Source organism: Gelidibacter mesophilus DSM 14095 (assembly GCF_000423005.1).
Classification (GTDB): Bacteria; Bacteroidota; Bacteroidia; order Flavobacteriales; family Flavobacteriaceae; genus Gelidibacter; species Gelidibacter mesophilus.
Genome location: NZ_AUHD01000008.1, coordinates 58264 through 71476 on the forward strand (window position 1 = coordinate 58264; position 13213 = coordinate 71476).

Consider the following 13213-nt stretch of genomic DNA (forward strand, 5'->3'; position numbering starts at 1 on the left):
TTTATATTTGTAGATAATAATATTTTGTATGACTCTCGCTGAAGAAAATTACCTTAAAGCTATTTATCACTTGGAAAACCAATCGTCCAATGAGGTTTCAACCAACGCATTAGCTGAAGAAATGCAAACCAAAGCCTCTTCTGTTACAGACATGATAAAAAAATTGGCAGAGAAAAATATGGTTTCCTACATTCCATACCAAGGTGTGACGCTTTCAAAGAAAGGTCATGCGCACGCCGTCAAGGTGGTTCGTAAGCATCGTCTTTGGGAAGTCTTTCTATTGGAAAAGCTCAATTTTTCCTGGGATGAAGTGCATGATGTGGCCGAGCAATTAGAGCATATCAAATCAGAAAAGTTAACGGATAAGTTGGATGAGTTTTTGGATTTTCCAAAAGTCGATCCGCATGGCGATCCCATTCCGGATAAATACGGGAATTTTGAAACCATCGACAAAACAAGTCTTACAGATGCCCAAGAAGGTCTGGTTTACGTTTGTGTGGGTGTTCATGATAGTTCCAGCGATTTTTTGAAATACTTAGACGCCAATCACATCGGGCTTGGTACCACAATGAAAATTATCCATAAAGAACCTTTCGATAATTCTGTGAAAATAAAATTTGACGATGTTGAGTTGGTAGTTTCAGAAAATGTTGCCAAAAACTTGTTCTTAAAGACCGTTTAGCATCTATCATCTTCTCCCTGTTAAACTATCACAACTTCATTTTTCTTTGCTATACTTTTAAATTCAGTAACTTGAGCCTTTTGAATTAAATTTTCTTTTTATGATGCGCTTCTTAAGTCTTTTAGTAGGTCTTTTTAGTTTTCATTTTTTAGTGGGCCAAACGCAAAAGCTGCCCTTCCAACCGATGGATGTTTTTGCATTGGAGTGGGCAACTGATCCGCAAATTTCTCCAGACGGGACGCAGGTTATTTATAAAAGGAATGGCTTTGACATCATGAAAGACAATGCCCATGGTAATCTTTGGATTATCAATGCTGATGGCACATCTCACCGTAAATTGACGTCACGTGAAGTTGGCGAATCCCAAGCAAGTTGGTCACCAACCGGAGATCGTATTGTCTTTACCAGCACCACGGAGAAAGGATCGGAAATCTATATGTATTGGAATGCGACGGGTCAAATTGCGAAAATTTCACAATTGGAAAAATCGCCAAGCTCACTAACTTGGTCGCCTGATGGCAGATCCATTGCTTTTACGATGTTTATTTCAGAAAAACCACCGGTTGTGGCGAAATTACCCGAAAAACCAAAGGGCGCCAAATGGGCGGAGCCTGCCCGAATTACGGACCGACTCAAACATGAGGCCGATGGCAGTGGTTATATAGAAACCGGATTTACCCATGTTTTTATAATCCCTGCGGAAGGTGGCACAGCCAGACAATTGACCAGTGACAATTATAACCACCGTGGCAATCTCTCGTTTTCTCCAAATGGGAAAGAGATTTATTTTTCCTCCAACCGATTTGAAGATTGGGAATATAGATTTAGAAATAGCGAAATATATAAAGTAAATGTGGACACCAAAATAATTACGGCCTTGACGACACAAGACGGACCGGACCACTCACCGCAAGTATCACCTGATGGAAAAATGATTGCCTATTTAGGATATGAAGACCGCATGCAGGATCACCAAAACACGCTATTACACTTAATGAATAGCGATGGCAGTAACAAACGAATTATTTCATCAAATTTAGACACCAGTGTTTCGGAAATTATTTGGGACTCGAGCGGGAAAGGCCTGTATTTCATATATGACGAAAAAGGAAATTCTAAAATAGGATATATCACCACATCGGGAAAAATTTCAAAATTGGCTGATCATGTTGGTGGAACAACGATTGGAAGACCCTATGCCTCCGGATCTTATTCCGTGTCGGAAAATGGGACCTTGGTATATACACAATCTCGACCGGAATATCCTGCGGAATTGGCTGTTATCCAAAATAAAAAGGAAGCGGCATTAATCACCAATTTGAACAACGATATCCTTAGTTATCGTGAATTGGGCAAAACGGAGGAGGTATGGTATACCTCAACTTGTGACGGCAGGGATATTCAAGGTTGGATCGTCAAGCCTCCATTTTATGATGCGTCTAAAAAATATCCGTTGGTGGTAGAAAACCATGGCGGACCGATTTTGAATTATGGCGACCGATTTACTGCCGAAATCCAGCTATTTGCTGCGGCAGGTTATGTGGTATTTTATCCAAATCCGAGAGGAAGCACAAGCTACGGTGAAGAATTTGGGAATTTATTAAAAAACAATTATCCAGGGCAGGATTATAATGACGTTATGGATGGCGTGGATTATTTAGTTGAAAAAGGGATTGCAGATAACGACAAGTTATACGTAACAGGCGGCAGTGCCGGCGGCATTATGACAACTTGGATGATCGGAAAGAACCATCGCTTTAAAGCTGCTGCAGTGGTAAAACCCGTAGTCAATTGGATCAGTAAAACCTTAGTGGCGGATAATTATTATGGCTATGCACACTCCCGTTACGAAGGCCAACCTTGGGAGAATTTTGAAACCTATTGGAGGTTTTCGCCCATTTCATTGGTGGGCAATATAGAAACCCCAACCATGGTGATGGTAGGAATGAATGATTTAAGAACACCACCAAGTGAAGCAAAACAACTATACCACGCCTTGAAGTTAAGAAAAATAGAAACGGTTCTGGTAGAAATACCAGAAGCCTATCATAATATTGCCCAAAGACCGAGCAATTTAATTAACAAGGTGGCGCATATTTTGGCTTGGTTTGAGAAGTATAAATAAGTATTGGAAACCCTTAAAAACTAAGATTCGATCCAAAATTTTAAATTTTAATTGATTTTCATAAAAATTAGAAATCCAGCCTTCTTCAAATAGAAATTTAGATCATTATTAAAGAAATTGAAATTATAGGATATCTTTTTTCAAGCTATTTGGATCTTGCCTTGTATCAAATAAAGTAATGATTTCAATTTCGTCCAATGTAGGATTAACTTGATCAAAAAATGTGGTTTGTTTAGTAACAACACATTTATATATTCCGCCAAACTCTTCTGACTTAGGACAATTTTCTGGCTGAGTAGATATTTGATCAATTTTCTGCTTGAATTTGTTCAAAAACGTTTCCTTCACTTCATCGCCCCATTCTTCCAATAAATAATCATTCAGTTTATCAGTTTAGATTCGGCAAGCAAGGATAAGAAAAATTTCACTAAGAATTTTTTTTAAGAACATCTTTGAATGAAGCCCTTTTTCCTTCTTTTAATTGATTGATTCCTTGTTTAATTTCTATTTTTTCTCTTTCAGTCAACTCACTCCAAAAGTAAGATTTCTCATTGTTAATGAAATCTTTTATACTATTTATGAAATTTTGACTGTTGCTATTCAATATAATTTTAACAAGTTATAAATGTTTAAACCTAATGGCAACTATCACAATTATGGGCATCACCAAAAGCTTTTTTCTTTTTTGATTTTTTCCAAAAGAATTTCTTGACCAAGAAACTTAAGGCCAGCCCCAGGGCTAAAAAAGCTAATATATTTTGAATGGTGTCGTTCATTATTTTAGTATTCAGTCTTCAGTCGCGTTTAAAAGATTGTTTATTTCTACATAAAAGTGCTTTTAACAATGGTTAAGTACTTTTCAAAGTTCTAATTCTCGTCATCAGTCCTCGGTCAACCGCCCATTCTTCAATCTTAAATTCTCAATCTTCCTTCTTCCGTCTCCCGTCTCCCGTCATCCATCTACTTCAAGAGCTGAAATGCAATCAATGCTACAATATACGCAAAAGCGCTCATGATTACAAGCTGCCATATGGGCCATTTCCATGAATTGGTTTCACGCTGCACAATGGCTAAAGTACTCATACACTGCATCGCAAAGGCATAAAATAGCAACAACGAAATACCTGAAGCAAAATTAAACAAGGGGCCTCCCAAAATAGGATTCACCTCTCCTGCCATTCTGTTTTTAATGGTTTCTTCATCATCACTGCCTACACTGTATATGGTGGCCAAGGTGCCAACAAACACCTCACGGGCAGCGAAAGAACTCACAAGTGCAATACCAATTTTCCAATCATAACCCAACGGTCTGATGGCAGGTTCAATAGCATGACCTGTAATCCCCAAAAAGGAATGCTCTAATTTCTGTGAAGCCACGTGTTCGTGCAACTCTTCATCGCTAAGGTTTTGATCAGCATATTCCTTCTTGACAATTTCTTCAGCGTTATTGAAACCATCACCAGGACCATACGAGGCTAAAAACCATAGGATAATGGAAATTGCCAATATGATTTTTCCTGCACCAAAAACGAAAGCTTTGGTTTTTTCAATCACAGTTAAAACCACATTTTTGAGTAATGGTAACTTATAATTTGGCATTTCAACCACAAAGAAAGTCTTAGATTTGTACTTAAGAATCTTATTCAAAATCATAGCCGATCCCAAAGCCGCACCAAATCCAATAAGATATAAAAGCATCAAGGTCATTGCTTGATAGCCCAAACCTAGAAAACGTCCGTCCGGAATGACCAAGGAAATGATAATCAAATACACAGGCAACCTTGCGGAACAGGTTGTAAATGGTGTGACCAAAATGGTAATTAAACGCTCTTTCCAACTTTCAATATTTCTCGTGGCCATAATTGCTGGAATGGCACAGGCAGTTCCAGAAATTAAAGGCACCACACTTTTTCCGCTTAATCCAAAACGCCGCATCCCGCGATCCATTAAAAAGACTACACGGCTCATATATCCACTTTCTTCAAGCACTGAAATAAACAGGAACAAGAAGGCAATTTGAGGTATAAAAATGACTATTCCTCCCAATCCTGGAATGATTCCTTCAGACAACAAATTAGTAAAGGTTCCTGCAGGAAGCGCATTTTTGGTCCATTCGCTCAAAGATGCAAATGTAGAATCGATAAAATCCATTGGCACGCTGGACCAATCATAAATGGCTTGAAAAATGGTCAATAAAATGAGAAAGAAAATCACATAACCCCAAATTTTATGGGTCAAAATCCGATCTAACCTGATACGAAGATCTTTGGCAGTACTTAAATCGATAACTTGACCTTTTTTAAGCGTATCGTTTATAAATTGATAGCGCTTAATGGTTTCCTTTTGCTGAAGACGTTTTAAATCGGCCTTACTTTTGATCTTAAAACTGGCAACGCCTTCAATTTCATTTCTATCGACCTTTCCAAAATTAACATCTTGTGTAATAACGAGCCAAAGTTTATACAACAATTGATTAGGGAAAACGCTGGCCAAATTATCAAAATACTCCTTATCAATTTCAAAAGCATTCATGCATGGTGTTGTGGATAATTCCCGATAATTGGTTATTAATTCCTTCAATTCATCAATCCCCGTATTTTTTCTGGTACTAACTAAGGCAATTTTGGTGTTCAGTTGTTTTTCTAAATGCGGAATATCTAAAGTAATACCCTTATAACTCATTCTATCCGCCATGTTGATGGCCAAAATGGTAGGGATTTCTAAATCTTTAATTTGGGTAAAGAGGAGTAAATTTCGCTTCAGATTTTCAACATCACTTACTACAACCGCAACATCTGGAAAATCCTTGTCGTTTTTGTTAAGTAGCAATTCTATTACCACGTTTTCATCTAAAGATGAGGCGTTCAAACTGTAAGTACCCGGTAAATCAATGATATGCGCTTTTACGCCACGTTCCAATTTACAGATGCCCTCCTTTTTCTCAACGGTAATTCCTGGATAGTTCCCCACTTTTTGGTTCAACCCGGTGAGTGCGTTAAAAACTGAGGTTTTACCTGTATTTGGATTTCCTATTAAGGCAACATTAATCTGTTTACTCATTTATAAGATCTCTATTAAAATGTGAAGTGCAGTCTCCTTTCTAATGGCTAAATGGGTGCCATTGATGTTGAGATACATGGGATCAGAAAAATACGCAACCTGTACAAGCTCTACATAATTACCTGGCAAACAGCCCATTTCCAAAAGTTTCAATGGAATGTAAATCGATGAAACGTCAGTAATGATACCGCGTTGCCCTTTCTTTAAATGTGCGACTGTAACTTGCAAGCTTATTTAGATTGATTTTAAAGAAGCAAAAGTAAGCGAAATTAATTTTAGGTTCAAAATTTAGAGGATAAAGTTTAGGAATCGAAGTTTGGAGCGTGTAGAGAGGGATTAGGAATCTGGCATTAGGGATTTAGGGTAATTTTGTGGAAAATGATTGTGAGTTTAAAAATTTTGAATACGGTCAGGCCCAAACCTTAATATTCGCTATGTATTATTCGCTATTAAAGGTTAAAACTTAGAGCTTCTAAAGGTTTCTTGAATCGTAAATCATCAATTAAAAATCGTAATCATCAACCTACCCCTCTCCCTTAAGCACTTTAATATCCTCTAACAATTTTTCAATATCATCAGGTTCAGTGCCATCATAATACCCACGGATTTGTCGCTTTTTATCAATCAACATAAAATTTTCAGTATGGATCATATCATATTGATCACCATTACCGTCAGTTTTGACTGCTAAATAACTTTTTCTGGCCAGTTCATAGATCTGTTTTTTATCGCCTGTAACTAAATTCCACTTTTCATCATTCACTCCTTTTTCGATCGCATAACGCTTTAATTGCGCTACATCATCAATACCTGGAGTTACCGAATAGGACAGCAACATAACATCATCATCCTTTGAAGTTGCTTTTTGGATTTGAACCATATGATCGGTCATGATCGGGCAAATGGTTTGGCAAGTTGTAAAAAAGAAATCCGCCACATAAATTTTATCCTCATAATTTTGCTGCGTAACCGTCTCACCATTTTGATTGATCAGGCTAAAATCTGCAATCTTATGATATTTGCTTTGGTATTGGAGGGTACTATCCACCATCTCAAAATTCACCATGGACGGTTGATAAACGGGCAGTACTTTTTTAGGAGTCAGCACATTATACATTATAGTCACAATGATTGCAGACAAGAAGAACAGAAAGATGGCGAAAAACTTATATTCTTTAAAAAAAGATAACATTATAAAGTAATTTTGAAGATGTTTGATAAGATTTGTATGCAAAAATACAATAGATAAGCTTCAAAAGCGCTATTTTTAATCCAAAATTGCGCTTTATGAAAAAGGTTCTGCTTTCAGTTTTTTTACCGATTTTTTCGTTGTTATCTGCGCAAGACCATCAAATGAACACCCTTCAAGAAGCAGAGGCGAAATCGGCTTTGAGCCGAATGCAATTTCAATCCAATGCCAATACTGGTAATTATGATGTAAAATATCACCGTCTTGAACTTGAGGTAAATCCGTCAGTGGCGCAAATTTCAGGACATGTCACCACTTATTTTGAAGCAAAGTCGCCACTAGATCAAATTACTTTTGATTTATCTGCTAACATGATTGTGTCTCAAGTGTTACAACGTGGAAATCCGCTAGAATTTGCACAAAATAATACTGATGAAGTGGTCATTAAATTACCTCAACAACAGAATATAGGTGTTTTAGATTCCTTGACCATCACCTATTCCGGGAATCCCGTAAGTTCTGGTTTCGGATCTTTTGAAGTCAATACCCATAATGGAAATCCTATATTATGGACCCTTTCCGAACCTTATGGCGCAAAAGGTTGGTGGCCGTGTAAACAAGATTTGATCGATAAAATTGATAGTATTGATGTGTACCTTACAACCCCTATTAACAACCCTAATGGCGATACGTATGTGGCCGTTTCAAATGGTCTTGAACAATCACAGGTAAATATTGGCAGCAGTAAAACCACTCATTTTAGACATAATTATCCTATTCCGGCATATTTGGTAGCCATTGCAGTCACGAATTACGCCGTGTATGCTGATACTGTTCCTAATAATGGTAATCCCTTTGAGATTATCAATTATGTTTATCCAGAAAATTTAGCAACCATACAAACGCAAACACCAGTTACCGTAGCAATCATGAATCTATACTCAAGCTTATTTGGTGAATATCCCTATGCAGATGAAAAATATGGTCATGCGCAATTTGGTTGGGGTGGCGGGATGGAACATACGACCGTTTCGTTTATGGGCAGTTTTGGGCGGAATTTAATTGCTCACGAACTGGGCCATCAATGGTTTGGCAATAAAGTGACCTGTGGCAGTTGGAAAGACATTTGGCTTAATGAAGGATTTGCCACGTACATGTCAGGACTCGTAATTGAAAATTTAGATGGGAATGCACAATTTAAAAATTGGAAGAAGCAAACTATAGCTTCAGTTACCTCATACCCTGATGGCTCAGTCTACCTAACAGATGCCGATACCTTGAATGTCAATAGAGTCTTCAATCAGCGTTTATCCTACAATAAAGCGGCCATGGTTTTGCATATGCTCAGAAAAAAACTGGGCGATAGTGAATTTTTTAAAGGTCTTCAAAATTATCTCAATAATCCTGCGCACGCCTATGGTTATGCAAAATCAGAAGATTTTATCACTCTTATGGAAGCTAGCAGCAATCAGAATTTATCTGAGTTTTTTAAAGATTGGCTCTTTGGCCAAGGCTACCCCTCCTATACCTTGGAGTGGCATCAACCCAATCCCACACAAATAACAATTAATCTTACCCAAACCCAAAGTCACACCTCCGTATCTTTTTTTGAAGCGAATGTTCCTGTGAGACTCATCGGCACTTCGGGAAAAACATTAGATCTACTATTAGACCATAACAACAATCAGGAAAGCTTTACCAAAAAGGTGTCTTTTCCGGTTACTGAAGTGCTCATCAATCCGGACTTTGATATTATTTCAAAAGATAATGTGGTCCTATCTACTTCCGATCAAAACATTTTAGATACGGAAATTTTACTCTATCCCAATCCAACTTCACGAAGTTTTAGTATAAAAAAATCAGAGTCTTTCACTATCGATTGCATTAAGGTTTACAATTTGATTGGCCAACTCCTCTATTCTTCAGGATGGACGCCTCATATTGACCTGACTTCTTTTTCATCTGGTTTGATTTTTGTAGAACTCCAAACCAACCTTGGCAACATTACCAAAATGCTGTTAAAAAACTAGCGAATAGAATCGTTTATGTTTTCTAAATGGGGTTAAAAGACTACTTTTGTGCCTTATAATTTTTTTTGAAAAGAGATCAATGGAGTTTGTAATTAAAATTTCTCAATTTTTATTGAGTTTATCCCTACTTATCGTGTTGCACGAACTAGGGCATTTTATACCCGCAAGATTATTTAAGACACGTGTAGAAAAATTCTATCTGTTTTTTGATATCAAATACAGCTTGTTTAAGAAAAAAATAGGCGATACGGTCTATGGAATTGGATGGCTACCACTTGGTGGCTATGTCAAAATAGCAGGAATGATTGATGAAAGCATGGATAAGGAACAAATGGCATTACCGCCACAACCTTGGGAGTTTCGTGCTAAACCAGCCTGGCAACGTTTGATTATCATGTTGGGTGGAGTGACGGTCAATTTTCTATTGGCTATTGTTATTTATATTGGAATGAGTTACTATTATGGTGACGAGATTTTACCAAACAAAAACATTCCTGATGGCGTACTTATCGAAAGCACCGTATTAAACGATGCTGGAATTAAAACCGGCGATAAAATCGTTGCTGTGGATGACTTTGTAATTGAGGATTTCATGCAAATTTACGAGCATATCCTATTTGGCCAGCAAGTGACCATTGAACGCGACGGCGTGCAATCCAAGATTGAGCTGCCTCAAGATTTTCTTTCCCAAATCAGTGATGCCAAAGAAAAAAGGTTTGTGAGTTTAAGAATGCCTTTTATCATCAATGAAGTTCCTGACTCTTCTTTTAATAAGTCGGCAGGACTTAAAAAAGGTGACATCATTACTGCTTTTGGGGATACTCAAACCAAATACACAGACGAAGTGATAACCGCTTTAGATCACTATAAAGGACAGGTTGTGACTGCGACAGTTTTAAGAGACAAGAATACATTTACCACGCCTTTAACTATTAATGAAGATGGTAAGTTAGGTTTAGTGTATCTAACGGGCGCAACTCCTAAAACTTTGGGTGAGTTAGGCTACTATAAATTTGAAATAAAAAAATATGGCTTTTTGGAAGCCATCCCGGTAGGATTGGTCAAAACCAAAGACAAAGTATTGTCTTATTTCAAACAATTCAAAGCCATCTTTACACCGAGCACAGGCGCCTACAAAGAAGTTGGTGGTTTTAAAGCCATTTATGATGTGTTTCCAAGTGTTTGGAGCTGGGAATATTTTTGGAGCATTACAGCGTTCCTTTCCATTATGTTGGGGGTATTAAATTTATTACCAATCCCGGCATTAGATGGTGGTCACGTGACTTTTTTACTCTATGAAATAATTTCAGGACGTAAGCCAACCGAAAAGTTTTTGGAGGGCGCTCAAGTAGTTGGGTTCGTGATTCTCATCATGTTAGTATTGTTCGCCAATGGGAATGATATTTTTAAAGCAATAACCGATTAAAAATTTTTGAAAATAGTTTTGTTCAATTCAAAAATAACAATATATTTGCATCCTCAAAATAGGGTTTTAAACCCTTCGCTTTTAAAAATCTCGAGAGATATAGGGATGTGAAAGCCACGAGAAACGTTCTTTAAGAAAAAAGCAAAAGTTTTATCGAATATACGAAAAGCTTAAAAATACATAATTAACCTTCCTCTTTAGCTCAGTTGGTTAGAGCATCTGACTGTTAATCAGAGGGTCCTTGGTTCGAGCCCAAGAAGAGGAGCGTAGTGAGACAAAGCCATTCAAAAAATTGAGTGGCTTTTGTTTTTTACACCTGTACAACATCTGTACAACAATTTGTCTTCTTTTGTTTTCATTTATTCTTATCTTTAAGATGTGGAACGATTAGGTGAGATATTTGCAAGTTGGCTGTATCAAAGTAGAAGAGAGCTAAAACTGTTGTGGTTAAAGCACGGCGCTTTGACTACCAATAGACTTTCTTTCTTGATAATCTGCATTTTCGGCATCCTGCCGCTGACCTGTTATTTTTTAATTTCAAGTATCAATTACTTGATAACACAAATTGTAGCAAGCTACATTTTCGTTTCGCTACTATTCTGTTTGTCCTTATTGCTCGTGATTACTTGGTTCAAGTCCGAGGAACTATGCAAAAAAAATATTCAGGGTTTTTCTTTTTTGCAGTTACCCCCATCCAGTATTGATACTGTTTTTTTTGGTTTTGATGCTAATGATGTCGAGAATCTTCTTAGGTTGAGCAACGGACTGCCCGCTGAGCAAAAAATCGTCATCAGGGAAATCCCGGATCAAGTCAAAAACTTGTGGGATTTTAAGATTATGCAAAAATTGTAGTGAGTCTATATAGGAAGAATTCTACGTTCCTGACACCCCTGAACTGTGCTCTAAATGCTTTTATCTTGGCATTGAAAGATTCTGCTGAGGCATTGGTGCTTCTGTTATCAAAGTAGTTCAATATGTTTTGATAATGGATGGACATTGTTCTGGATATGGTGCTGAAGCTTTTGAATGCCGCCTGTCTGACTTTTTCGTCCCATTTTGCCAATCTTATAAGCGCCGATGTTTTGTCCTTTGTATTGTTGAATATCCAAGATAGGTTCTGACATAGTTTATATGCTTTTTCCAGATCGGGATAACGTTCAAAAAGTATTGCTGCTCTTTTAGATTGATTTTCAGTCCATTTACTACTTGGTTTATACAGTAGATATCTGCTTCTAGCCAATAATTGTTTGAGCGAATCTTCATTGGGCAATAACTCTGGCGTGTATTTTATAGATTTGCTTCTGGCATTTTCTATGGCGTCATTTTCAGTATCGAGCGCTTCCCATCTGTGCTTGATCCTGATTTCCTGCAGTGCCTCCAATACCAGTTTCTGAACGTGGAAACGATCTATGACCAAGGTGGCTTCCGGGAAGGACCTTCTAACGATTAGCCCCATGTTCCCTGCCATATCCAAAGTGACCTCCTTGACCGTTCGTCTTTGCTTTAAAGGGATCTGTTGCAGTATCCTTATCACATCCTCTGCCTTGGTACCCTTGACCATGGCTACTATAGCGCCCTTCTTTCCCTTGGCTCCTTTATTGGTTACTATGGTGTAGAGTTCGCCGTTGGAAAAGGCAGTCTCGTCGATTGAAAGATAGCTTCCCAGATTTTTTGGAAACAGGAGCCATTGCTTGGCATGCCCCTTTTGGTCCCAGGTCTTAAAATCGCTCAGATAATCTTTGTACTGTCTCTGCAGGCTTCTGGGACTTACGCCATAAAATTGTGCCACAACCGATGTGCTCGTAGCATTATTACTGACGGATCTCTTTTAAAAAAGTAGCAAACTCACTAGTGATCCTAGTTCCTTTTGCTACCAACTCCCAATCTCTTGTGATTAATGCGCCTGTGTCCTGATCAACCTATCTGCGCCGTATGATGTGCAGAAAAACATTCTTGCCCCGTATGGGAAAATCTTGAACCGTAGCCTCTGGAAAGAAGCCCTTGGAATGGAGCTTCGTACTATCATGTCCATCGGGAGCCTTGTTTTGCTCGGTAAAGTAAAAGTGGAGCTCTTCACCTTTGATCTCGTGCTTTTTTAAATCAAAATAGGAAACAAGAACTTCGGGAAGCAATAAATTCGCTATGGATAATAATGAATCTGAAAGCATAGAAATTTTTGTTCCAAAGGTCTTTTATTTCTAGTTACTCCACAACTTTTTGTATTGACCCGAAATCCCAAAGAACAAACAAACCGGAAACATTCGTTTTTTATTTACTTTTCTGGATCTCATTGTTCGCGGTGGCATCTTTCGGATGGACACAAAGCCCAAGGAGTCCTTGAACATGCTTATCTCAGAGCGTTTCACATTTCAAAATTCCGAAATCAACTCAAGTACACTTCTCTCAAGTTATTCCAAATGGTGCTCCGCTACCCATGAAGGCAGTTACGATGACGTGCGAAAGGACGTCTCAAAAGCCTTAGGTATTACCTAACATTTACACAACTCCCCTTCTTATAAAGAAAACTTAGAACAATCTTAAAGCAATCGTGATTTCCCTTTTGTTTTTACTGCATCTATCGTCATATGTTTGCCCTGTACAATCAAAGTAAAGGGCTTTTTACTCATTATTAATTCTTAAATATAAAGATTATGAATGAGCAAGAAAACGTTGTGGATTTGTTGCAGGATATCAAAGTACT

Annotated in this window: 11 protein-coding genes and 1 tRNA gene; 6 read left to right on the top strand and 6 right to left on the bottom strand. The window is 37.8% G+C overall.

The features are described 5' to 3' along the window. Positions 1 to 28: 28 nt before the first annotated feature. Positions 29 to 682 (top strand): metal-dependent transcriptional regulator, encoded by a 654-nt coding sequence (locus tag G525_RS0110565; protein WP_027126153.1) that lies wholly within the window; start codon positions 29 to 31, stop codon positions 680 to 682. A gap of 100 nt (positions 683 to 782) precedes the next feature. Beyond that, entirely contained in the window at positions 783 to 2807 is a 2025-nt protein-coding gene (locus tag G525_RS0110570) for a S9 family peptidase (RefSeq protein ID WP_027126154.1), read from the top strand. A gap of 123 nt (positions 2808 to 2930) precedes the next feature. Here G525_RS0110570 and G525_RS20710 read toward each other — a convergent pair whose 3' ends face one another. The 4 genes from G525_RS20710 to G525_RS0110600 all read right to left on the bottom strand — a co-directional run bounded on the left by G525_RS20710 (position 2931) and on the right by G525_RS0110600 (position 7059). Continuing rightward, the gene (locus tag G525_RS20710) at positions 2931 to 3176 is read right to left on the bottom strand and encodes a type II toxin-antitoxin system RelE/ParE family toxin (protein WP_245577771.1); all 246 of its coding nucleotides are present in this window, start codon (positions 3174 to 3176) and stop codon (positions 2931 to 2933) included. Positions 3177 to 3767: 591 nt separating this feature from the next. Beyond that, positions 3768 to 5867: a ferrous iron transport protein B gene (feoB, locus tag G525_RS0110590; RefSeq protein WP_027126155.1), complete on the bottom strand. Its 2100-nt coding sequence runs from the start codon at positions 5865 to 5867 to the stop codon at positions 3768 to 3770. After that, a complete protein-coding gene (locus tag G525_RS0110595; RefSeq protein WP_027126156.1) occupies positions 5868 to 6095 on the bottom strand; it encodes a FeoA family protein in 228 nt (75 codons plus the stop codon). 295 nt (positions 6096 to 6390) lie between these two features. Beyond that, a complete protein-coding gene (locus tag G525_RS0110600; protein ID WP_027126157.1) occupies positions 6391 to 7059 on the bottom strand; it encodes an SCO family protein in 669 nt (222 codons plus the stop codon). A gap of 95 nt (positions 7060 to 7154) precedes the next feature. Here G525_RS0110600 and G525_RS0110605 point away from each other — a divergent pair, with 95 nt between their 5' ends. The 3 genes from G525_RS0110605 (at position 7155) to G525_RS0110615 (ending at position 10777) form a co-directional block, all read left to right on the top strand. Further along, positions 7155 to 9086 (top strand): M1 family metallopeptidase, encoded by a 1932-nt coding sequence (locus G525_RS0110605; protein ID WP_035479484.1) that lies wholly within the window; start codon positions 7155 to 7157, stop codon positions 9084 to 9086. 79 nt (positions 9087 to 9165) lie between these two features. After that, positions 9166 to 10512 carry an RIP metalloprotease RseP gene (gene rseP, locus G525_RS0110610; RefSeq protein WP_027126159.1) on the top strand — a complete coding sequence of 449 codons (1347 nt, stop codon included), beginning with the start codon at positions 9166 to 9168 and terminating at the stop codon, positions 10510 to 10512. A gap of 191 nt (positions 10513 to 10703) precedes the next feature. Beyond that, positions 10704 to 10777: transfer RNA gene (locus tag G525_RS0110615), tRNA-Asn, on the top strand. 570 nt (positions 10778 to 11347) lie between these two features. Here the strand turns inward: G525_RS0110615 and G525_RS0110625 are convergent. Next, complete coding sequence (locus G525_RS0110625; protein WP_027126161.1) at positions 11348 to 12301, bottom strand: ISAon1 family transposase; 954 nt, start codon at positions 12299 to 12301, stop codon at positions 11348 to 11350. Positions 12302 to 12431: 130 nt separating this feature from the next. Continuing rightward, complete coding sequence (locus tag G525_RS20720) at positions 12432 to 12680, bottom strand: ISAon1 family transposase N-terminal region protein (protein ID WP_342662755.1); 249 nt, start codon at positions 12678 to 12680, stop codon at positions 12432 to 12434. 145 nt (positions 12681 to 12825) lie between these two features. On the opposite strand from G525_RS20720, the gene G525_RS22270 reads away from it, so the two are divergent. Then, positions 12826 to 13005, top strand: a complete 180-nt coding sequence (locus tag G525_RS22270; protein ID WP_157491920.1) for a hypothetical protein — start codon at positions 12826 to 12828, stop codon at positions 13003 to 13005. Positions 13006 to 13213: the final 208 nt, after the last annotated feature.

What these genes read in the sequence shown, in the direction of transcription:
- G525_RS0110565 (WP_027126153.1), top strand. Translation starts at nt 29, where the DNA reads ATGACTCTCGCTGAAGAAAATTACCTTAAAGCTATTTATCACTTGGAA.
- G525_RS0110570 (WP_027126154.1), top strand. Translation starts at nt 783, where the DNA reads ATGATGCGCTTCTTAAGTCTTTTAGTAGGTCTTTTTAGTTTTCATTTT.
- feoB (WP_027126155.1), bottom strand. Translation starts at nt 5,867, where the DNA reads ATGAGTAAACAGATTAATGTTGCCTTAATAGGAAATCCAAATACAGGT.
- G525_RS0110600 (WP_027126157.1), bottom strand. Translation starts at nt 7,059, where the DNA reads ATGTTATCTTTTTTTAAAGAATATAAGTTTTTCGCCATCTTTCTGTTC.
- G525_RS0110605 (WP_035479484.1), top strand. Translation starts at nt 7,155, where the DNA reads ATGAAAAAGGTTCTGCTTTCAGTTTTTTTACCGATTTTTTCGTTGTTA.
- rseP (WP_027126159.1), top strand. Translation starts at nt 9,166, where the DNA reads ATGGAGTTTGTAATTAAAATTTCTCAATTTTTATTGAGTTTATCCCTA.
- G525_RS20720 (WP_342662755.1), bottom strand. Translation starts at nt 12,680, where the DNA reads ATGCTTTCAGATTCATTATTATCCATAGCGAATTTATTGCTTCCCGAA.
- G525_RS22270 (WP_157491920.1), top strand. Translation starts at nt 12,826, where the DNA reads ATGGACACAAAGCCCAAGGAGTCCTTGAACATGCTTATCTCAGAGCGT.